Genomic DNA, 20,317 nt, shown 5'->3' with positions numbered 1-20,317 from the left:
TGGCGCAGCATGGACCCTCATCTGCGGATTTGGTGAATCGCCCCTCCCTCCCGCAGGGCGAACCTGCGCATGGTGCAGGCGAAAAGCCCAATGCCTGACGACGGAAAAAGTTCCCGCCCTGTGCATGACGGCCAAAACCATTGACTTGCCGGCGCGCTGACGCCAGTTTGCCGAAGTCAGGGTCTTCCGAGTCGCATGCGGCTTGGAGGCTAAGAGGGAAGCCGGTGCGATGCTCCAGATGGAGTGCCAAGACCGGCGCTGCCCCCGCAACTGTGAACGGCGAGCGACTGTCGATAAAGCCACTGGTCTTTGGACCGGGAAGGCGAGACTGGAGCAACGACCCGTGAGCCAGGAGACCTGCCCTGATACTTGAAACGTCCATGGGCGGGGTGTCCCAGTGGTGCGCTTGCTTGTCGCCTTTGGGCGAAATCCAGCATGCGTGCGTCCGGTCATCCCCCAATTTACCGATTGGGGATCTACATGTTTGCAACCACCGACAACGGTCTCTCCGGCACCGGAAAACCGGAATCCGTTTTCATCTCCTGGCTGCTCTGGCAGCCGCGCGGCGCCGACCTTGCCGTCGAGGCGCTGAAGGAGGTGCAAAAACTCTCCCGTTATGACGATTCCGATCCGGATATTACCCGCCTCCGATCGCTGTTCGTATCGCTTGCCGGCGCAGACGGGCCGCTTCACTGATGCGTCAGCCGGCATAAAGACATATTGACATAAAGATATCTTTATGTGACTTCCGATGCAGTATGATTGCACCGGAGGGCTTTGCCATGGCCAAATCGCACCTGGACACCCTGTTCGGCCCCGAACTCCCGCCCCGCGACGGCCGCGAGATCCTCGCCGCCCTGCAGGAGGCTGCCCGCGAGCGCATCCTGGTGCTCGACGGCGCCATGGGTACGGAAATCCAGACGCTCAAGCTCGTCGAGGACGATTTCCGCGGCGACCGCTTCGGCGATTGCGCCTGCCACCAGCAGGGCAACAACGACCTCCTGACGCTCACTCAACCGGGCGCGATCGAGGACATCCACTACCGCTATGCGCTGGCCGGCGCCGACATTCTCGAAACCAACACCTTCTCCTCCACCACCATCGCCCAGGCCGATTACGGCATGGAGGACATGGTCTATGAACTGAACCGCGACGGCGCACGCCTTGCGCGGCGCGCCGGGCTGCGCGCCCAGGAAAAGGACGGCCGCCGCCGTTTCGTCGCCGGCGCGCTCGGCCCGACCAACCGCACCGCCTCCATCTCGCCTGATGTCAACAATCCCGGCTACCGCGCCGTCTCCTTCGACGACCTGCGCCTCGCCTATGCCGACCAGCTGCGCGGCCTCATCGATGGTGGCGCCGACATCATCCTGATCGAGACGATCTTCGACACGCTGAACGCCAAGGCCGCGATCTTCGCCACCCGCGAAATCTTCGAGGAAAAGGGCATCGAGCTGCCGGTCATGATCTCCGGCACGATCACCGACTTGTCCGGCCGCACACTGTCCGGCCAGACGCCGGAAGCCTTCTGGAACTCGGTGCGCCACGCCGATCCCTTCTCCATCGGCCTCAACTGCGCGCTCGGCGCCAATGCCATGCGCGCCCACCTCGCCGAAATTTCTTCCGTGGCACAGACCTTCGTCTGTGCTTACCCCAATGCCGGCCTGCCGAACGCCTTCGGTCAATATGACGAGACGCCGGACGAGATGGCCGCCCAGATCGAAGGGTTCATGCGTGATGGCTTGGTCAATATCGTCGGCGGCTGCTGCGGCTCGACGCCGGACCATATCCGCGCCATCGCCGCCGCCGCCGCCCGCCATAGCCCACGCGAAATCCCCGACATCCCGCGCCATATGCGGCTTTCCGGCCTCGAACCCTTCACGCTGACCGACGCCATTCCCTTCGTGAACGTGGGCGAGCGCACCAACGTCACCGGCTCGGCGAAATTTCGCAAGCTGATCACCGCCGGCGACTATGCGGCCGCCCTCGACGTCGCGCGCGACCAGGTGGCGAACGGCGCGCAGATCATCGACATCAACATGGACGAGGGCCTGATCGATTCTGCCAGGGCCATGACGGAATACGTCAATCTCATCGCCGCAGAGCCGGATATCGCCCGCGTACCCCTGATGATCGACAGCTCGAAATGGGAGGTGATCGAGGCCGGCCTGAAATGCGTGCAGGGCAAGCCGCTGGTCAACTCGATCTCGCTGAAGGAAGGCGAGGAAGCCTTCCTGCACCACGCCAAGCTCGTGCGCGCCTATGGCGCCGCCGTCGTCGTCATGGCCTTCGACGAGACCGGGCAGGCCGACACCAGGGCGCGCAAGGTGGATATCTGCACCCGCGCCTACAAGCTCTTGACCGAAGTCGCCGGCCTTGCGCCGGAAGACATCGTCTTCGACCCGAACATCTTTGCCGTCGCCACCGGCATCGAGGAGCACGACAATTACGGTGTAGACTTCATCGAAGCGACCGCCGAAATCACCGCCACCCTGCCGCATGCCCATATTTCCGGCGGCGTCTCCAACCTCTCCTTCTCGTTCCGCGGCAACGAGCCGGTGCGCGAGGCGATGCACGCGGTGTTCCTCTACCACGCCATTCAGGCGGGCATGGACATGGGCATCGTCAATGCCGGCCAGCTTGCCGTCTACGACACGATCGAGGCGGACCTGCGTGAGGCCTGCGAGGACGTGGTGCTGAACCGCGTGCCGAAGGGCGGCGGCACCGCGACCGAGCGCATGCTGGAGATCGCCGAACGCTTCAAGGGCACGGCCGGCAAGGAAGCCAAGGAGCGCGACCTCGCCTGGCGCGACTGGGCGGTCGAAAAGCGCCTCGAACACGCCCTCGTCAACGGCATCACCGAATTCGTCGAGGCCGACACGGAAGAGGCCAGGCAGAATGCGGAACGCCCGCTGCACGTCATCGAAGGCCCGCTGATGGCCGGCATGAACGTCGTCGGCGACCTTTTTGGCGCCGGCAAGATGTTCCTGCCGCAGGTCGTGAAATCCGCTCGCGTGATGAAACAGGCCGTCGCCGTGCTGCTGCCCTACATGGAAGCCGAAAAGCTCGCCAATGGCGGCAGCGGCGGGCGGCAGAGCGCCGGCAAAATCCTGATGGCAACCGTCAAGGGCGACGTGCACGACATCGGCAAGAACATCGTCGGCGTCGTGCTCGCCTGCAACAATTACGAGATCATCGACCTCGGCGTCATGGTGCCGGCAACGAAGATCCTCGAGACGGCGAAAGCCGAAAAGGTCGACATCATCGGCCTGTCCGGCCTGATCACGCCCTCGCTCGACGAGATGGTGCATGTCGCCAATGAAATGGAGCGCGAAGGTTTCGACATCCCGCTGCTGATTGGCGGCGCCACGACGAGCCGCGTGCACACGGCCGTCAAAATCCACCCGCGCTACGACCGTGGCCAGACCGTCTACGTCACCGATGCGAGCCGCGCCGTCGGCGTGGTCGGCAGCCTGCTGTCGGCCGAGATGAAGCCCGGTTACGTCGAGACGCTGAAGGCCGAGTACCGCAAGGTGGCCGATGCCCATGCCCGGAGCGAAGCGGAAAAACAGCGTTTTCCGATCGGCAAGGCGCGCGACAATGCCTTCAGGGCCGACTGGTCCGCCTACCAGCCGAAGACGCCCTCCTTCCTCGGCACCCGCGTCTGGCAGGATTGGGATCTCGCCGATCTCGCCCGTTACATCGACTGGACCCCCTTCTTCCAGACCTGGGAGCTGAAGGGCGTCTATCCGAAAATCCTCGATGACGAAAAACAGGGGCCGGCGGCCCGCCAGCTCTTTGCCGATGCGCAGGCGATGCTGGAAAAGATCATTGCGGAAAAATGGTTCACGCCAAAAGCCGTCGTCGGCTTCTGGCCGGCCGGCACCGTCGGCGACGACATCCGCCTCTTCACCGACGAGGCACGCAACAAGGAGCTTGCGACCTTCTTCACGCTGCGCCAGCAGCTTTCCAAGCGCGACGGCCGGCCGAACGTCGCGCTCTCCGATTTCGTCGCACCCGTCGATAGCGGCAAGCAGGATTATCTTGGCGGCTTCGTGGTGACGGCCGGCATCGGCGAGATCGCCATTGCCGAACGTTTCGAGCGGGCGAACGACGACTACAACTCGATCCTCGTGAAAGCGCTCGCCGACCGATTCGCAGAAGCCTTTGCCGAGCGCATGCATGAAGTGGTGCGCAAGGAACTCTGGGGCTACGTGGCGGACGAGACCTTTGCCCCGACCGACCTCATCGGCGAGCCCTATGCCGGCATCCGCCCTGCTCCCGGTTATCCGGCTCAGCCGGATCATACGGAGAAGACGGCACTGTTCCGCTTGCTCGACGCGGAAAAGGAAATCGGCGTGACCTTGACCGAAAGCTTCGCCATGTGGCCCGGCTCCTCCGTCTCCGGCCTCTATATCGCGTCACCCGAGAGCTACTATTTCGGGGTCGCCAAGGTGGAGCGCGACCAGGTGGAAGACTACGCGCGGCGCAAGGATATGCCAGTCGTCGAAGTGGAGCGCTGGCTCGGGCCGGTGCTCAACTACGTGCCGGCGCCGGTGCGGGAGAACGCGGCCTGAGACCTCTCAGGCCGTCGCAAGATTGAGGACGAGCACCATGGCGTAGCTTGCGATGACCAGCACGCCGAGCGATAGCACGACCGCGGCCGTCACCCGCGGTCCCGCGCGCATCACGCGCCTCAGGTCGATGCCGAGGCCGAGTGCGGCCATGGAAAGAATGGTCAGCACCGTCGCGGCATCGCCCATCACACCCGCCATGGTGGCATCGATGAGACCGAAACTGCGGGCAGTCAGCATGGCGAGAAAACCAAGGATGAACCACGGCACGAGCCGGTGCAGCGCGGGCCTGCGCCCTGTCGCCCCCGCCGAAGCAAAAGACAGCAGGAAGATCACCGGCCCCAGCATCAGCACACGCACGAGCTTGACGAAGGTGCCGATCTGGATACTGAGGGCGGAAACCGGCGCGGTCGCCGCCAGCACCTGCGGCACTGCATAGACCGTCATGCCTGCCATCACGCCGTAACCCGTCGCCGAAAGGCCGAGCAACGGCACCAGCACCGGCAGGAGCAGCACGGTGATCATGCCGAGCACGGCGGTGAACGCGATGGACGAGGCGACATCCTCGGCGTCGGCGCGGATGACGGGCGCCGTCGCGGCAATCGCGGAATTGCCGCAGATCGAGTTGCCGCAGGCCACCAGCAGCGCAACGGAGCGGGACAGGCCAAGCCAGCGCCCTATCCCGTAACTCGTCATGAGAACCGCCCCCACCACCACGGCGATGGCACCGATCAGCGAAATGCCCATGCCCCCGATCGCCGCGGCACTGACGCTCGCACCGAGCAGGACGATGGCCACCTCGAGAAAGTACTTTGCCGAGAAGGCAATGCCGGGATCGAAACGCGCGGGTTGACGCAAAAACAGCCGCAACACGGCGCCGATCAGGATGGCCAGCACAAGGGCCTCGATCCAGGCTCCACCCGTCAAGCGCACTTCCAGGTGCTCGGCAAGCACCGCAAGACCAGAAACCAGGCCGGCCAGGGTGACACCCGGCAGCAAAACACGCGTTCCAAGAAATGCTTTGTTATTAGATAAATTTTCCATGCGCCAACGATGCGCTTGAAAGTCTGTTCAATCCATCAGTAAGTATCGGATGTTTCATTCGATTGGATCGAACAGATGATGACACTCGATCAGCTCCGTATCTTCGTCGCCGTGGCAGAGCGCGAGCATCTCACGCAGGCCGCCGACGCGCTGAACCTCACGCCCTCCGCCGTCAGCTCGGCGATCCGCGTCGTGGAGGAGCGCTACGGCATCGCGCTATTTCACCGGACCGGCCGGCGGATCGAACTGACGGAGACAGGCCATGCCTTCCTGCCGGAAGCCAGGGCGACGCTGGCGCGGGCCGAAAGCACGGACCTCTTCCTCACCGAAATCGGCGGCCTCAAGCGGGGCACGCTGACGCTTGCCGCCAGCCAGACGGTCGGCGCCTACTGGCTGCCCCCGCTGCTCATACGCTTCCACGCGGCCTATCCGGCCATCGACATGCGCGTTGGCAGCGGCAACACGGAGCAGGTTGCCGAGGCCGTGCTCGAGGGGCGGGTGGAACTCGGATTCGTCGAAGGCGCAATCGACCACCCTGCCCTCTCGCAGCGGATCGTCGCGCGCGACCGCGTCGTCGTCGTTGCACCGGCCGGCCATCCGCTCTTGGGCAAACCGGTCGAACCGGCAGATCTTTTGGCTGCGCACTGGGTTCTGCGCGAAGCGGGTTCCGGCACACGCGGCGCCCTGACCGCTGCGCTGGCGGCGCGCGGCGTGGACGAGGCATCCCTCGACATCACGCTTTCCCTGCCGTCGAACGAAGCCGTGCGCAGCGCCGTGTTTGCCGGCGGCGCATTAACCGCGATTTCCGAACTGGCCGTCGCAGACGACCTGGCATCGGGCCGCCTGGCCCGCATCGCCTTCGACCTGCCGGAGCGCGCCTTTCGCCTGCTCCGGCACAAGGAGCGTTACCGCTCCAAGGCGTCGCTCGCTTTGGAAGCCCTTCTGCCGATCTAATCGCCCCGGCCGCGAAAACGCCGTTGGTAGGTGGGATCGTAGAGCGAGCTTTCGCGAAAATCCGTGGCCGCGAGCGCGCGGCCGACGAAGATCAGCGCCGTGCGCTCGATCGGCTCTTCGGCGACTTTCGCCACGATATCGGCGAGCGTGCCGCGCACCACACGCTCATCGGGCCAGGAGGCTTTCACGACGATCGCCACCGGGCAATCGGCGCCGTAGAGCGGGGTAAGGTCTTCGACCACCTTATCCAGGGCGTGAATGGCCAGATGGATGGCCAATGTGGCGCCCGTCGCACCAAAGTTCTCCAGCGTCTCGCGGTTCGGCATGGGCGAGGCGCGGCCGGAGACGCGGGTGAGCACGAGGCTCTGCGCGACGGCCGGAATGGTGAGTTCGCGACCAAGTGCGGCGGCGGCGGCGGCAAAGGACGGCACGCCCGGGGTCATCGTATAGGTCAGCCCGTGGTTTTCGAGCCGGCGGATCTGCTCGGCAACAGCGCTCCAGACGGAAAGATCGCCGGAATGCAGCCGCGCGACGTCGTCCCCCGCCTGCGCCGCGCGCAAGAATTCCGCCTCGATCTCGTCGAGCGATAGCGGCGCCGTGTCGACGATACGCGCACCGGGCGGGCAATATTGCAGAAGCTCCGGCGAGACGATGGAACCGGCATAGAGGCAGACCGGGCACTTGCCGATCAGGTCCCGCCCACGCACAGTGATGAGGTCGGCAGCGCCGGGGCCGGCGCCGATGAAATGAACGGTCATATTATTCCTCAATTTGTTTAGCCGGCTTAACCCAGCTCCATTGCGTGACCGGCATTGCGGGCCGCCAGCCCGTCATCTGCCCGACGGATGAGGCCCGCGCGATATCGATGCGGGTCAACGCGCCGCCAAGCCGCGCATGGTGCGCAAGCAGCACTGCTTCCATTTCCGTCGTCACCGCATTGGCGACGAGCCGACCACCGGCCTTCAGGCCACCAATCGCCGCCTCCATCACCCCCGCCTCGCTGCCGCCGCCACCAATGAAGACGGCATCCGGCGGAGCAAGCCCGGCAAGCGCTGCCGGCGCCACGCCCTCGACTACCGAAAGGCCCGGCACGCCGAAATTGTTGGCATTGCGGCGGATGCGGGCGGCGCGTTCGGTGTTTCCCTCGATCGCGATGGCGCGAAGCGAGGGATCGGCCAGCATCCACTCGATGCCGATCGATCCCGAGCCGGCGCCGACATCCCACAACAATTCGCCCCGCTTCGGCGCCAGCGCGGAGAGGGTCAGCGCGCGGACTTCGCGCTTGGTGATCTGCCCGTCATGCTCGAACAAACCGTCATCGAGACCGGGCGTATAGGCGAGGACCCGCGCGGCACTGCCGGCCGCAACCTCCACGGCGCAGACATTCAGCATATCGGCATCCGTAAGTGCAAACGTCTCCGCCCGATGGCTGCTCAGCCGATCCCGCGCGCCACCGAGCGCTTCGAGAACGGTGAGCGTCGAGGCGCCAAAGCCGCTTTCCGCAAGCAGGGCGGCCAGCGCCGCCGGGCCGTCACTGTCCGACGTCAGAGCAAGAATGCGGCTGCCGGGATGCAGGTGCGGGCGAATGAGATCGATGGGGCGGCCATGCAGCGAAAGGCAAAGCGTATCCTGAAGCGCCCAGCCCATGCGCGAGGCCGCAAGACTGAACGACGACGGCGCCGGGAAGACGCGCATTTCGGCCCGTGCGATGCGACGGGACAGCGTGACGCCGACGCCGTAGAAAAACGGATCGCCCGAGGCCAGCACGACGACCGGCCGGCCACGGACTGACAGCACGGCATCGACCGAACGCTCGAACGGGGACAACCAGCCATGGCGCTCGCCCCGGATCACAGCGTCGGCGAGTTCCAGATGCCGCGTGCCGCCGAAAACCAGCTCGGCCGCGGCAATTGCGGCCTTGGCCTCGTCACCGAGACCCGCTAGACCGTCCTCGCCGATCCCGACGATGGAAAGCCAGGGGGCGGCTTGCGGGGGGATTTGATCAGGCGTGGACAAGCGACGCATCCTCATACTGGGCGGCACGACGGAAGCCCGCGACCTTGCCGGCCGCCTTGCCGGCCGACCCGATCTTGCCGTCACGCTTTCGCTTGCCGGCCGGACCGTCGATCCCGCGCCACAGCCGGTGCCCGTGCGCATGGGTGGTTTCGGCGGCGTACCGGGGCTTGCGGCCTATCTCGATGAGCATGCCATCGAGCTCGTGATCGATGCGACCCATCCCTTCGCCAGGCAGATTTCGGCCAATGCCCGTGTAGCAAGCGCTGCGGCGGGCATTCCGCTGCTGCGACTGGAAAGGCGCGGCTGGGAGGAGATGGAGGGCGATCGCTGGATCCGCCGAACCTCCATCGAAGAGGCCGTCACCGCATTGGGTGCGCAGCCGCGCCGCGTCTTTCTTGCCATCGGCCGGCAGGAGGCGAGAGCCTTCGACGCAGCACCGCAGCACCACTATCTCGTGCGCAGCGTCGATCCAGTCGATCCGCCGATGGAGGCACCGAGCGTCGAGTATCTGCTCGCCCGCGGCCCCTTCGCCGTCGAGGCGGAAGTGGATCTGCTGCGGCAACAGCGCATCGATGTCATCGTCAGCAAGAATTCCGGCGGTGACGCCACCTACGGCAAGATCGTCGCCGCGCGCATTCTCGGCCTCAACGTCATACTCGTCGAGCGGGCGGCCAGCGAGAGCGGCCACCACGCCGAGACGGTCGAGGATGCGGTGCGGCTTACCGATCATCTGCTCGCGTCCTTCAGGAAGCGCGGCGTATAGACCAGGTCCGGCAGGCCGGGACGCGCGATGACCCGCGTTTCCGGCGAGCCGATGACGACGCAGGTCGCCATGTCGGCCCGCTCCGCCGCGGCGTCTCCCAACGGCATCACCAACATATGCTCGTCCGGCCGGCCCGCGGCACGGCCGAAGATCACCGGCGTCGTGGCCGGAAGTGTCTCGCGAAGGATCTCGAATGCCTTGCCGAGTTGCCACGGCCGCGCCTTGCTGATCGGATTGTAGAGCGCGATGACGAGACCGGCTTCGGACACCAGGCGCAGCCGCTTCTCGATGATCTCCCAGGGTTTTAGATTGTCAGACAGAGAAATCGTGCAGAAATCGTGGCCGAGCGGCGCGCCGATGCGTGCTGCGACGGCCAGCATCGCGGTGACGCCCGGAACGATGACGAGGTCCACGGATTTCCAATCGTTCGGCCCCGCATCGATAGCCTCGCAGACCGCCGCCGCCATGGCGAAGACGCCGGGATCACCGCCAGAGACGACGCAGACATTGATACCCGCCGCTGCACGGATCAGGGCCGCCTGCGCGCGATTCAATTCCTCGCGATTGTCCGAGGCGACCTTGATCTGGTCGGAGCGAAGATTCAGTCGGTCGATATAGGGAAAGTAGCCGAAAAACTCGGTTGACGCCGCAACGGCGCTAAGCGCCTCCGGCGTCATCTGGTCCGGATTGCCGGGACCGGTTCCGATCACGAAGAGCTTGCCCGTCATCCGCGGGTGCTCCAGCCCGGCACGAGCACCAGCGAGAAATAGGGCGCGGTGTCGTCGAGCTTTTCGGAAAGCCGTATGGATTTGCCGACTGGCGTTGTGCCGCGTTCGACATAGACCGCTTCGCCCAGACGACCGGCCTGCGAAAGGGCCCGGCGGATTTTCGGCAGGTTGCGACCGACCTTCATGATGACGGCGGCCTGCGTGTCGACGAGACGGCGTGACAGCTCGTCCTCGCCCATCGTGCCCGGCAGCACGGAAAGCACGTCGTCGCCCTGCACGATCGGCAGGCCGGAGAGCGACCAGCAGCCGGACATGGCCGTGATGCCGGGGATGACCTCCGTCGGAAAGCGATCGGCGAGCCGCACATGCAGGTGCATGTAGGAGCCGTAGAACATCGGGTCGCCCTCGGAGAGGATCGCGACCGTGCGACCGGCGGCGAGATGCTCGGCAACGGCCGCGGCGGAGGCATCGTAGAAGGCCGTGATCTGGCTCTTGTAGTCGTCGTGGTCCTTGTCGATCTCCGTCGTCACCGGATAGTAGAGCGGCAACTCCACCATCTCCGGCTTCAGCAGGCCTTCGACAATCGCCCGCCCATTGCCGGAGCGCCCGGCCTTGGCGAAATAGGCAAGCACATCCGCCTCGCCGATCGCCCGCACCGCCTTCAGTGTCAGGAGTTCCGGATCACCCGGCCCTGTTCCCACGCCATACAATCGTCCCGTCACCGTCGCCACCATGTTCATAGTCCCGGCCTAGCCAGCGAATTGAGCGCCGCCGCCGTCATCGCGCTGCCGCCGAGACGGCCGCGCACGATGGCATAGGGCACGCCATAGGAATTTTCGGCCAGCGCATCCTTGGATTCAGCCGCCCCGACGAAGCCGACCGGCATGCCGAGGATCGCCGCCGGTTTTGGCGCGCCATCGCGCAAAAGTTCCAGCAGGTAGAAAAGCGCCGTCGGCGCGTTGCCGATGGCAACGACCGAGCCGGCCATGCGATCAAGCCAGAGCCGGATGGCGGCCGCCGAGCGGGTGTTGCCGCTTGCCGCGGCAAGTTCCGGCGTGCGCGGATCGCGCAGCGTGCAGAGCACCTCATTGTTGGCGGGAAGGCGAGCGGCGGTAACGCCGCGGGCGACCATTTCCGCGTCGCAGAAGATCGGTGCACCACCCTGAAGGGCCGTGCGCGCGGACGTCACGAAATCCGGCGAAAAGACGAAATGCGGCGCGGCCTCCACCAGGCCGGCAGCGTGGATCATTCGTACCGCGACATCCGCCTCCGTCTCGGAGAAGCGCGAGAGATCGGCCTCGGCGCGGATGATCGCGAAGGATTTTTCGTAGATGGCAGTGCCATCCTTGATGTAGTCGTACTGGGTCATGACTGGCCTTGATATGCGGAAAGAAGGACCGCGGGTGGAGTGCGGTCGAGCAGGTTTCTGGTGGTCTCGCCCTCCGCACGGCGCGTGCGCAGAACGCTGCCGAAGCGCTGGATAGCCGGCTTCAGATCACCGGCCGGGATAATCGCCGACGGCGCATCGCTCGCCCGCCCGTCAAGGATGAGGCCGACACCTGCGGCAGTGCCGCAGAGTGTGACGGCGGCACCGGCCGGATGGGCGCAGCCTTTCGGGCAGCCGGAAATGTGCATGGCTATGGAGCCGTCCAGCAAGGCGCCGGCTTCGGCGACCAGGGCATCAGCGGCGGCACGGGTGTCGAAGCTGGCCGAGGCGCAGCCGGCGGTACCGGCGCAGATGGAGATGGTGCGGCCGTGCGCACTGTCCGTGTTCCAGAACCCCTGGCGATCGGCGCAGGCCCGGGCGGCCGCGAGCGTTTCGCCGGAAAGGCCGCGCACCAGCAGGCTGCGATGGGGTGCGAGGCGGAATTCCACGGCACCACAGGCGGAAAGTCCCTCGACAAGCGCCGCAAGCCGATCGGCATGCATCTGGCCATATGCCGGCGCCAAGCCAAGCACGGTTTCACTCCCGATGCGGTGCACGCCGAGCGGATGGGTGGAGAGGGCCGCAGGTACAGTCTGTATCGGCCTCGCACCCAGCATCTGCACCAGCGCGGCGACATCCAGATCGCGGCCGCGGGCGGAAGGGCCGATAGCCGCAAGCGCGGCGATGACGGCCATTGCACCATCCAACACGGAATCTTCTGGCAGCAAGGCGACAGGTCTAGCCCTTTGACGATCGCCACCGACCGACAGGCGCCACGCCGTGCGTCCCCCGACAACGACGGCATCGAGCCGGAGATCCGCGACCATGTCGGCAAGCGAAAGCATGCCACCGCCATCGACAACGATTGCGAGTTTCGGCGCGAGGGTAAACGATGCCCGGGAAATCGCCTTGCGCAACGCATCCGCAACCGGCGTGGCATCGGCGATTTCTGACGGATCGATGCCGGCGAACGGCGGGACTTCAATGGCGACGCCCGTCTGGGGAACGATGCCGGCAGCGGCAAGACCGGCCGCCAGACGCGGCACCGAAGCCTCCGTCAAGCCGCGAAGCTGGAGATTGCCGCGTGCGGTGATTTCGATGAGGCCATTGCCATGGGCGCGGGCGAGATCGGCAAGGGCAAGCAGATCATCCGCCGTCAGGGCAGGCGCGACCGGGCGCAGGCGCACCAGCAGGCCGTCACCGGTCTGCATCGGCGCGGCGATCGAGGGGCAGGCGCCGCGGCGCAGCGCACCCGTATCGCACCGGTCGAGGGCGAGCGTCATGGTCATGCAGGGCCCTCCTCCGCCTCAGTGGCAGGACGCCGGATCAGATAGGTATCCATGATCCAGCCATGCTTTTCGCGCGCCGTGCGGCGGGTCTCGGTGATGGTTTCGGCCATATCGGCCAGCCGGCCGGAAAGCAGGATTTCGTGCGGCGTACCGAGATAGGCGCCCCACCAGATGTCGGCTTCCGGATCCGTCACCGTTCGGAAAGCCTGCACGCCATCGAGCATGACCAGCGCATCACGCGAGGATTCCGGCCAGCCCTCGGCAAGCCGGCGGCCGGTGGTAATTTCGACGGGTAGGCCGATGCGGTTCAGCGCGATGCCGTGGCTGGCGCAAAGCGCCTGCACGCTGGTGATGCCGGGGATGACTTCCGTTTCGAAGGCAACGCGGCCGGCGGTGCGGACATGGCCGATGATGCGCAGGGTGCTGTCGTAAAGCATGGGATCGCCCCAGACGAGCAGGCCGAGCGTCTCGTCCTCGCCGACCGCGTTCAGCAGCGTGCGCTCGTAGATCGCGGCGATGGCGCGGTGCCAGTCGTTGACGCCGTCCTCGTAGGAACCATCGGCGCGGCGCACCGGCACGGGGTAGTCGAGAATGCGGCAGGCAGGATTGGTGAGGAACCGGTCGCAGATGTCACGGCGCGCATCGGCGAGAAAGGCCTTTTCGTCGCCCTTCACCGGTATAAGCAGCACATCCGACCGGTTCAGCGCATTGATCGCCTGAACGGTCATGTGCTCGGGATTGCCCGCGCCGATCCCGATGACCTGTATTTTCCTCAAATTTCCGTCTCCCGTGCGGCTTGCGCTCCCGGTCTGCGGCCCGATTTGGGTCCCGCACCCCTTCCTAATCCCAAAAGCCAACGGAAAACAGTCCCCGGATCGCGTCCTTTGCCGGTCTTTTTGAGACTCCTACGCCGCCTCGCGGCTTGTGAGATAGGCGCGCGGGGAGGAGCCGAGCATGCGCTTGAACATGGTGGTGAAGGCCGGCACGCTTTCATAGCCGGCTTCGAGCGCCACGCGTGTCACCGGCTCGCCGGCAGCAAGCCGCGGCAGGCAGGCAAACAGGCAGGCCTGCTGGCGCCAGGTCACGAAACTGATGCCCATCTCCTCGCGAAAGAACCGCGTGAAGGTGCGCCGGCTCATGTTGAGGCGTCGCGCCCAATCGTCGATCTTCGCCGTCGGTGACGGCTGCTCGACGAAATCACGGCAAAGGCCGGCAAGCCGGCCGCTCGCCGGAAAGGGCAGGCCGAGGCGGCGTTCGGGCAGGCGGCCGATCTCGTCGAGCAGCAGCGCCATCACCAGCTCAGCCCGGTTGCGCTCCTCGGAAAGCGCGCCCTTGCGCACCGCCTCCGTGATCAGCTGCCGGGCAAGGTCCGTCACCTCCAGCACCGTCGGCTCCTGCGAGGCGGCGCGGCCTTCCGGCGAATAGATATAGACGGAGCGCATGCTGACATCGCTGTACATCTCGACGGAATGTTCAAGCCCGCGCGGGATGAGCAGCGCATGGCCGGGCGGGATCATCCAGCGGCCGCGATCCGTCGAAACCAGCACGACGCCGGCAAAGACGCAGAGGAACTGCGTGCGACGATGGCGGTGCGGCGGCACGGTATAGCCGCCGGGAATCTCCGAACTGTGGACCAGAACGTCCTCGTTCGACTGTTCCATGCGGGAAAGATTGCGGATGTGATCGTCATCGAGCGCCTTGAGGCGCGCCGCGGTCAATTTTTCCATCTTTGGCCCACTCGCGTAAGAAATGGACCTCAGCACAAAAGCAGGCCGCGCGCAATCCTAGTATGGGAACGACAAAGACGCCAAACCGGGCGGATCAATCGAGGCCATCATGTCGACTGTCGTTCCCGCGGTGCCCCGCAGCACCGCAACCGCCACCTATTCCATTATCGCCGCGGTCAGCGCCTGCCATATGCTGAACGACATCATGCAGTCGCTGCTGACCTCGCTCTATCCGCTCCTGAAGGAAAACTACGCGCTCGACTTCGTGCAGATCGGCCTGCTGACGATGGCCTTCCAGGTGACGGCCTCGCTGCTGCAGCCGGCCGTCGGCATCGTGACGGACCGCTGGCCGATGCCCTTCTCGCTGCCGGTCGGCATGGGAAGCACCTTCGTCGGCCTCATCATGCTCGCCTATGCGCATTCGTTCCCCGTGCTGATCTTCGGCGCCTGCCTGATCGGCCTCGGCTCGGCGATCTTCCACCCGGAATCCTCGCGCGTCGCCCGCCTCGCCTCCGGCGGCCGCCACGGCCTCGCGCAATCGATGTTCCAGGTCGGCGGCAATGCCGGCACGGCGATCGGCCCGCTGCTCGCCGCCTTCATCGTGCTGCCCTTCGGCCAGACGAGCGTTGCCTGGTTCTCGGCGGTCGCCCTCATCGGCATGATCATCCTGACCTGGGTCGGCAAATGGTATGCCGGCGAGCGCCGCTCGTCCGCCGGCCGCCCCGCGGCCAGCCGTGAACTGCCGCTGCCGGGCAAACGCGTTGCCTGGGCGCTGGCCGTGCTCGTTCTGCTGACGACGACGAAGAACGCCTATCTCGCCAGCATTTCGAGCTACTTCACCTTCTATACGATCGAACGCTTCGGCCTCGACATACAGCAGGCGCAGCTCATGCTGTTCTTGTTCCTCGGCGCCTCGGCCGTCGGCGTCTTCATGGGCGGCCCGATCGGCGACCGCTTCGGCACGCGCTTCGTGATCTGGTTCTCGATCCTCGGCGTCATCCCCTTCGCGCTGATGCTGCCCTACGCCAACCTGTTCTGGACGGGCGCGCTGACGGTGCTGATCGGCCTGATCTTCTCGTCAGCCTTCTCGGCCATCGTCGTCTTCGCGCAGGAGCTGATACCGGGCCGCGTCGGCATGATCGCCGGCATCTTCTTCGGCTTCGCTTTTGGCGCGGGCGGTCTGGGAGCAGCCCTGCTCGGCGGCGTCGCGGACAGCCACGGCATCGCGTTTGTCTTCCAGGTCTGCTCGTACATGCCGCTGCTCGGCATTCTCACGATCTTCCTGCCGCGCCTGCCGGGCAAGCACTGAGATCCTGACAATCAAACGTCTTGCGGGGAACATACAAAATTTTGTATAGTTCCCCGCATGAAGACGGTTAAGTTCTGCGGCACCGCCCTCGATGATTTGCGCGTCTTCCCCGATTCAGCGCGGCGCGAAGCAGGCTACCAACTCGACCGCGTGCAAAATGGCCAGTCCCCGACGGACTGGAAGCCGATGACGACCGTGGGCAGAGGCGTACAGGAAATCAGGATTCGGGATGAAGCCGGAGCGTTTCGGGTGATCTACATCGCAAGACTCGCCGATGCAGTTTATGTGCTGCACTGTTTTCAAAAGAAGACGCAGAAGACCAGTAAGGCGGATTTGGACCTAGCAGGGAAACGCTATAGCGAACTCGTGAAGGAATTAGGCTCATGAGCAACGAGACTTTCACAAGCATATGGGACGCGATCGAAAATACTCCCGCCGAGGCAGAGAACATGAAGCTTCGCTCCCAGTTGATGATGGCATTGGAGCAGCATATCGGTGCGAAGGGTTGGACGCAGGCAGAAGCCGCACGCAAACTCGGCGTCACACAGCCGCGTGTATCCGATCTTCTGCGTGGTAAGATCACCTTGTTCGCCCTCGATACGTTGGTCAACATGGTGGCCGCAGCCGGGCTCCATGTTGAAATACAAATCTCGGAAGCAGCCTGACCGATTGTCTTGGTCTCAAAACCGCGCGCCCGCAAAATGGGCGATCTGGGCGCCGAGTTCGTAATAGCCCTCCCGCACCGAGCGGAAGGACTGGGCCTCGGGATCGCTGACGGGCAGCGGCAGGTCCATCTCGGCGATCTCGCCGGATATGAGTTGCGCCAGCGTGCGGCCGAAAACGGTGCCCGGCGCGATGCCGCGACCGTTATAGCCGGAAAAACCGATGACATTTTCGGCCAAGCGGTGGAAGCGCGGCAGGTTGTCGGTGGTCATGCCGATCTTGCCGTACCATTCCGCCTCGAAGGCGACGTCGCCGATCGCCGGGAAAAGCTTTTTGAGCGCCCGTCGGGCCCAGGATTTGTGGATGCCGGTCCCCATGCCGCGCAATGCCCCGACGCTGCCGAACACCAGTCGGCCGCGCTTGTCAAAGCGGAAGGAGGAAAGCACTTCCTTCGTGTCCCACGCGCCCTGCTTCTCCGGCAGGATTTTTGCCTGCATCTCCGCCGAGAGCGGCACCGTGGCGAAATTGAAGTAGGGCAGGTGGAGAAGCTCGGCGCGCACTTCGTTCCAGGGTGCCACCGTATAGGCATTGGTCGCGACGACGACCCAGTCCGCCGTCACCGAACCGCGCGGAGTGTTGACCGTCCAGCGCTTGCCGGTCCGCTCCGCACCCGTCACCGGGCTTCCCGTAAAGACCTGTGCGCCGGCGGCAATCGCAGCGCGCGAAAGGCCGCGCGCATAGGCGAGCGGCTGGATCGTGCCGGCGCGCATGTCGAGAAGCGCGCCTGCATAGGCATCCGTGCCGACCTTCACCGCTGTCTCGGCTGCATCGAGCAGGCGCACCGGCGCGCCGCGACGCGACCATTGCTCCGCACGCTGCTTCAATTCATCGAGGCCCGATTGACCAACAGCGCAATGCAGCGTGCCGGCCGGATTGATTTCGCAGTCGATCTTGTGCTTTTCGACAAGTTCGAACACCAGGCGCGGCGCATTGCCGAGCAGTTCGAGCAATCGGCTGCCGTAGAGATCGCCGAGCACGCCCGGCAACTCGTCCGGCATCACCCACATGCCGGCATTGACGAGGCCGACATTGCGGCCCGAGCCGCCGTAACCGATTTCAGCACCTTCCAGCAGGATGACCCGCGTACCGCGCTCGGCAAGATGGAGTGCTGTCGAGAACCCGGTATAGCCGCCACCGACGATGACGACATCCGCATCCGCCTTGCCGGAAAAGGCGACCGTTTCAGGAGCGGGCGGTGCGGTCATCTCCCAAAGGCCATGGGAGCGCGGGTCGTTGAGCATGGTGGTCTGCTTTTCAGAAGGAGGAGCTATTCCCGCACCATCGACGATGCGGCACCATGACTAAAGCAAAAAATCAGAACGGGGTCATGCCCCGTCCGCATGACAGGCGGTCAACGCCGGTCGGGAACCTGATTGACGATCCACGCACGAAACGCCTGGCTCAGCGGATTTTCGAGCTTTCCCTCGGGCGCGACGAGATAATAGCTGTTTTCCGTCTCCATCGGCCGGTCGAAGACGACGGCCAGCCGGCCGTTCGCCAACTCCTGCTCGATCAGATAATGCGGCAGGAGCGCAAAGCCGAGACCGGCCACGGCCGATTCGATGACCATGGCGAACTGGTCGAAGCGGTGGCCGCGATAGGCGGTATCCGCCGAGCCGCCGTTCAGCTCGAACCATTGCGCCCAGAGCTTTGGACGCGTCGCGAGATGGAGGAGCGGCGCTGTCTCCAGGTCCTTCGGCTCGGAAAAATTCCACGCCTTCAGAAGCTCCGGGCTTGCCGCCGGCAGGATGACCTCGCTGCATAAGTAGGAGCAGGCGGCGCGCGCCCAGACCGGCTGGCCGTAATGGATGGCAAGGTCAAAATTCTCTTCGTCGAAATCGAAGGGTTTCGAACGCGAGGCGATGTTGACGATCGTGCCCGGATGTTCGCTGAGGAAAGCCGGAATGCGCGGTGTCAGCCAGCGGCTGCCGAAGGTCGGCAGCGTCGCGATGCTAAGACTGTGTTCGGACGACGCCGACGCCATGGCGCGCAGCATGGTTTCTTCCGTCTGGTGCAGCAGCTTGCGCACTTCCGGCAGGAAACGCCGCCCGTCATCCGACAGCACGACACGCTGGCGCACGCGCTCGAACAGCAGCACGCCGAGCTGTTCCTCGAGGTCCTTGATCTGCCGGCTGACGGCGCTCTGGGTGAGGTTCAGTTCGTGCGCCGCCTGCGTGAAACTGCCATGGCGCGCGGCACATTCGAACGCCTGCAGCGTGGTGACGTCCGGGATCAGCCTTCGACTGAGCTTCATTCTTTCCTCGCATCAACATAGTCAGAACGGTCGCAATCGCTCAAGGAAACGATCCGGTATGATCCGTTTTGAGAATGAACAGGGCACCCACCCTTGTAAGATGAGACCGCTCGCCATGAAAGCAAATTCGTACATTTCCGCAGACAAGATCCGTTCGAATTTCTCCGCCGCCATGTCCGCCATGTACCGCGACGAGGTTCCGGCCTATGGCACGCTGATGTCGCTGGTGGCCTCGGTCAATGACGAGACGCTTTCTTCGGATGCGCACCTCAAGACCCGGCTTGAAGCGACGGATACGCTCGACCGCATTTCGGAAGAGCGCCACGGCGCCATCCGCCTCGGCACACGACAAGAACTTTCCATGATGCGCCGCGCCTTCGCCGTCATGGGCATGGCCCCCGTCGGTTATTACGATCTTTCCACGGCCGGCGTGCCGGTGCATTCCACCGCCTTCCGCCCGGTCGGCACCGAAAGCCTCAGCCGCAACCCCTTTCGTGTTTTCACCTCGTTGCTCCGCCTTGATCTGATCGCCGACGAAACACTGCGCCAGGAAGCGGCCGATGTGCTCGCGGCGCGAAAAATCTTTACGGATGAGGCCGTGGCCCTCGTCGAAAAGGCCGAGCGCGATGGCGGCCTGGACGCCGCTGACGCCGCCCGCTTCGTCGCGCAACTGCTCGAAACCTTCCGCTGGCACGACCATGCTATCGTCAGCGCCGACATGTACAAGCGCCTGCACGATGCACATCGCCTGATCGCCGACGTCGTCTCCTTTAAGGGCCCGCACATCAACCACCTGACGCCGCGCACGCTGGATATCGACAAGATCCAGACGCGCATGCCGCAGGAGGGCATCGCGCCCAAGGCCATCGTCGAAGGCCCGCCGACCCGCAACTGCCCGATCCTGCTGCGCCAGACCTCGTTCAAGGCGCTGGAAGAGGCCGTTTCCTTCACCGCTGCAGACGGCACTTGGCAGGAGGGCTCGCACAGCGCCCGCTTCGGCGAGATCGAGCAGCGCGGTGTGGCGCTGACCCCGAAGGGTCGCGCGCTCTACGACACGCTTTTGAACGACACCCGTGCCCGCGTGCGCCCGGCCGCCGACGGCTCCAATGCGAGCGAATACGAAGCAGCACTTGCCGACGTCTTCAAGGCCTTCCCGGACACCTGGGACGGTATTCGCAAAGCGGGCCTTGGCTATTTCAGCTATTCGCTGACGGAAAAGGGTATGTCGGTCTCCGGCCGCAGGGCTGATCTCGAAACCGCGATCGAAGCCGGCCTCATCCAGTTCGATCCGATCGTCTACGAAGACTTTCTCCCGGTCAGCGCCGCGGGCATCTTCCAGTCGAACCTCGGCGACGATGCGGCGCAGGATTTTGTCGCGAGCCCGAACCAGATGATGTTCGAGCGCGATCTCGGTGCAACGGTTCTGGATGAATTCGCGCACTATGCCGGCATCCAGCGCGCATCGCTTGAAATGTGCCTCGGCATCGTCAACATGGCGGCCGCCGCGGAGTGA

The 20,317-nt window shown here is 64.8% G+C and carries 19 protein-coding genes and 1 riboswitch; of the genes, 8 read left to right on the top strand and 11 right to left on the bottom strand.

Going from position 1 to position 20,317, the window contains the following annotated elements:
* The first annotated feature begins 162 nt into the window (after positions 1–162).
* Positions 163–379: riboswitch (cobalamin riboswitch) on the top strand.
* Between the two features lie 101 nt (positions 380–480).
* Both ACT6VE_RS14745 and metH read left to right on the top strand, forming a co-directional pair.
* Positions 481–696, top strand: a complete 216-nt coding sequence (locus ACT6VE_RS14745; RefSeq protein ID WP_444799325.1) for a hypothetical protein — start codon at positions 481–483, stop codon at positions 694–696.
* An 86-nt stretch (positions 697–782) separates the two neighbouring features.
* A complete protein-coding gene (metH, locus tag ACT6VE_RS14740) occupies positions 783–4,574 on the top strand; it encodes a methionine synthase (RefSeq protein WP_444799324.1) in 3,792 nt (1,263 codons plus the stop codon).
* A gap of 6 nt (positions 4,575–4,580) precedes the next feature.
* On the opposite strand, the gene ACT6VE_RS14735 is transcribed toward metH, so the two are convergent.
* On the bottom strand, positions 4,581–5,615 hold the full coding sequence (locus ACT6VE_RS14735; RefSeq protein ID WP_444799323.1) for a YeiH family protein: 1,035 nt from the start codon (positions 5,613–5,615) through the stop codon (positions 4,581–4,583).
* 78 nt (positions 5,616–5,693) lie between these two features.
* Here ACT6VE_RS14735 and ACT6VE_RS14730 point away from each other — a divergent pair, with 78 nt between their 5' ends.
* A complete protein-coding gene (locus tag ACT6VE_RS14730; RefSeq protein ID WP_444799564.1) occupies positions 5,694–6,569 on the top strand; it encodes a LysR substrate-binding domain-containing protein in 876 nt (291 codons plus the stop codon).
* On the opposite strand, the gene cobM is transcribed toward ACT6VE_RS14730, so the two are convergent.
* Entirely contained in the window at positions 6,566–7,327 is a 762-nt protein-coding gene (gene cobM, locus ACT6VE_RS14725; RefSeq protein ID WP_444799322.1) for a precorrin-4 C(11)-methyltransferase, read from the bottom strand. The genes ACT6VE_RS14730 and cobM overlap by 4 nt on opposite strands.
* A 1-nt stretch (position 7,328) precedes the next feature.
* Entirely contained in the window at positions 7,329–8,585 is a 1,257-nt protein-coding gene (cbiE, locus tag ACT6VE_RS14720) for a precorrin-6y C5,15-methyltransferase (decarboxylating) subunit CbiE (protein WP_444799321.1), read from the bottom strand.
* On the opposite strand from cbiE, the gene ACT6VE_RS14715 reads away from it, so the two are divergent.
* Positions 8,578–9,348: a cobalt-precorrin-6A reductase gene (locus ACT6VE_RS14715; RefSeq protein ID WP_444799320.1), complete on the top strand. Its 771-nt coding sequence runs from the start codon at positions 8,578–8,580 to the stop codon at positions 9,346–9,348. The genes cbiE and ACT6VE_RS14715 overlap by 8 nt on opposite strands.
* Here ACT6VE_RS14715 and ACT6VE_RS14710 read toward each other — a convergent pair.
* The 6 genes from ACT6VE_RS14710 to ACT6VE_RS14685 form a co-directional block, all read right to left on the bottom strand.
* Positions 9,312–10,076, bottom strand: coding sequence for a precorrin-3B C(17)-methyltransferase (locus ACT6VE_RS14710; RefSeq protein WP_444799319.1), 765 nt, complete (start codon positions 10,074–10,076; stop codon positions 9,312–9,314). The two genes, ACT6VE_RS14715 and ACT6VE_RS14710, sit on opposite strands and share 37 nt — an antisense overlap.
* On the bottom strand, positions 10,073–10,810 hold the full coding sequence (locus tag ACT6VE_RS14705; protein WP_444799563.1) for a precorrin-2 C(20)-methyltransferase: 738 nt from the start codon (positions 10,808–10,810) through the stop codon (positions 10,073–10,075). Before ACT6VE_RS14705 ends, ACT6VE_RS14710 begins: the two co-directional genes overlap by 4 nt.
* Positions 10,811–10,812: 2 nt before the next feature.
* Positions 10,813–11,445: a precorrin-8X methylmutase gene (locus ACT6VE_RS14700; RefSeq protein WP_444799318.1), complete on the bottom strand. Its 633-nt coding sequence runs from the start codon at positions 11,443–11,445 to the stop codon at positions 10,813–10,815.
* Positions 11,442–12,791 (bottom strand): precorrin-3B synthase, encoded by a 1,350-nt coding sequence (gene cobG / locus ACT6VE_RS14695; protein ID WP_444799317.1) that lies wholly within the window; start codon positions 12,789–12,791, stop codon positions 11,442–11,444. The genes ACT6VE_RS14700 and cobG overlap by 4 nt, the downstream gene beginning before the upstream one ends.
* Positions 12,788–13,567 (bottom strand): precorrin-6A synthase (deacetylating), encoded by a 780-nt coding sequence (gene cobF, locus ACT6VE_RS14690; RefSeq protein ID WP_444799316.1) that lies wholly within the window; start codon positions 13,565–13,567, stop codon positions 12,788–12,790. Before cobF ends, cobG begins: the two co-directional genes overlap by 4 nt.
* 129 nt (positions 13,568–13,696) lie before the next feature.
* Positions 13,697–14,518, bottom strand: coding sequence for an AraC family transcriptional regulator (locus ACT6VE_RS14685; protein WP_444799315.1), 822 nt, complete (start codon positions 14,516–14,518; stop codon positions 13,697–13,699).
* A gap of 109 nt (positions 14,519–14,627) precedes the next feature.
* On the opposite strand from ACT6VE_RS14685, the gene ACT6VE_RS14680 reads away from it, so the two are divergent.
* Genes ACT6VE_RS14680 through ACT6VE_RS14670 form a run of 3 tightly spaced genes read left to right on the top strand, consistent with a single transcriptional unit; the run spans position 14,628 to position 16,492 of the window.
* Complete coding sequence (locus ACT6VE_RS14680; protein WP_444799314.1) at positions 14,628–15,827, top strand: MFS transporter; 1,200 nt, start codon at positions 14,628–14,630, stop codon at positions 15,825–15,827.
* Positions 15,828–15,884: 57 nt separating this feature from the next.
* Complete coding sequence (locus ACT6VE_RS14675; RefSeq protein ID WP_444799313.1) at positions 15,885–16,214, top strand: type II toxin-antitoxin system RelE/ParE family toxin; 330 nt, start codon at positions 15,885–15,887, stop codon at positions 16,212–16,214.
* Positions 16,211–16,492, top strand: coding sequence for a helix-turn-helix domain-containing protein (locus ACT6VE_RS14670; protein WP_444799312.1), 282 nt, complete (start codon positions 16,211–16,213; stop codon positions 16,490–16,492). The genes ACT6VE_RS14675 and ACT6VE_RS14670 overlap by 4 nt, the downstream gene beginning before the upstream one ends.
* Before the next feature lie 15 nt (positions 16,493–16,507).
* On the opposite strand, the gene ACT6VE_RS14665 is transcribed toward ACT6VE_RS14670, so the two are convergent.
* Together ACT6VE_RS14665 and ACT6VE_RS14660 are read right to left on the bottom strand one after the other, a co-directional pair.
* Positions 16,508–17,791, bottom strand: coding sequence for an NAD(P)/FAD-dependent oxidoreductase (locus tag ACT6VE_RS14665; protein WP_444799311.1), 1,284 nt, complete (start codon positions 17,789–17,791; stop codon positions 16,508–16,510).
* A 110-nt stretch (positions 17,792–17,901) separates the two neighbouring features.
* Entirely contained in the window at positions 17,902–18,804 is a 903-nt protein-coding gene (locus ACT6VE_RS14660; RefSeq protein WP_444799310.1) for a LysR substrate-binding domain-containing protein, read from the bottom strand.
* A gap of 115 nt (positions 18,805–18,919) precedes the next feature.
* Here ACT6VE_RS14660 and hglS point away from each other — a divergent pair, with 115 nt between their 5' ends.
* The gene (gene hglS / locus ACT6VE_RS14655) at positions 18,920–20,317 is read left to right on the top strand and encodes a 2-oxoadipate dioxygenase/decarboxylase HglS (RefSeq protein WP_444799309.1); all 1,398 of its coding nucleotides are present in this window, start codon (positions 18,920–18,922) and stop codon (positions 20,315–20,317) included.

This window comes from Shinella sp. (assembly GCF_052438155.1).
Lineage (GTDB): Bacteria > Pseudomonadota > Alphaproteobacteria > Rhizobiales > Rhizobiaceae > Shinella.
The sequence above is the reverse complement of the archived record's forward strand: the minus strand, read 5'-3'. Positions and strand labels throughout refer to the sequence as shown.

Bases quoted from the DNA above. Each gene is read 5' to 3' on its own strand.
- ACT6VE_RS14745 (WP_444799325.1), top strand. From the start codon at position 481: ATGTTTGCAACCACCGACAACGGTCTCTCCGGCACCGGAAAACCGGAA.
- metH (WP_444799324.1), top strand. From the start codon at position 783: ATGGCCAAATCGCACCTGGACACCCTGTTCGGCCCCGAACTCCCGCCC.
- ACT6VE_RS14735 (WP_444799323.1), bottom strand. From the start codon at position 5,615: ATGGAAAATTTATCTAATAACAAAGCATTTCTTGGAACGCGTGTTTTG.
- ACT6VE_RS14730 (WP_444799564.1), top strand. From the start codon at position 5,694: ATGACACTCGATCAGCTCCGTATCTTCGTCGCCGTGGCAGAGCGCGAG.
- cobM (WP_444799322.1), bottom strand. From the start codon at position 7,327: ATGACCGTTCATTTCATCGGCGCCGGCCCCGGCGCTGCCGACCTCATC.
- ACT6VE_RS14710 (WP_444799319.1), bottom strand. From the start codon at position 10,076: ATGACGGGCAAGCTCTTCGTGATCGGAACCGGTCCCGGCAATCCGGAC.
- ACT6VE_RS14705 (WP_444799563.1), bottom strand. From the start codon at position 10,810: ATGGTGGCGACGGTGACGGGACGATTGTATGGCGTGGGAACAGGGCCG.
- ACT6VE_RS14700 (WP_444799318.1), bottom strand. From the start codon at position 11,445: ATGACCCAGTACGACTACATCAAGGATGGCACTGCCATCTACGAAAAA.
- cobG (WP_444799317.1), bottom strand. From the start codon at position 12,791: ATGACCATGACGCTCGCCCTCGACCGGTGCGATACGGGTGCGCTGCGC.
- ACT6VE_RS14685 (WP_444799315.1), bottom strand. From the start codon at position 14,518: ATGGAAAAATTGACCGCGGCGCGCCTCAAGGCGCTCGATGACGATCAC.
- ACT6VE_RS14680 (WP_444799314.1), top strand. From the start codon at position 14,628: ATGTCGACTGTCGTTCCCGCGGTGCCCCGCAGCACCGCAACCGCCACC.
- ACT6VE_RS14675 (WP_444799313.1), top strand. From the start codon at position 15,885: ATGAAGACGGTTAAGTTCTGCGGCACCGCCCTCGATGATTTGCGCGTC.
- ACT6VE_RS14670 (WP_444799312.1), top strand. From the start codon at position 16,211: ATGAGCAACGAGACTTTCACAAGCATATGGGACGCGATCGAAAATACT.
- ACT6VE_RS14665 (WP_444799311.1), bottom strand. From the start codon at position 17,791: ATGCTCAACGACCCGCGCTCCCATGGCCTTTGGGAGATGACCGCACCG.
- ACT6VE_RS14660 (WP_444799310.1), bottom strand. From the start codon at position 18,804: ATGAAGCTCAGTCGAAGGCTGATCCCGGACGTCACCACGCTGCAGGCG.
- hglS (WP_444799309.1), top strand. From the start codon at position 18,920: ATGAAAGCAAATTCGTACATTTCCGCAGACAAGATCCGTTCGAATTTC.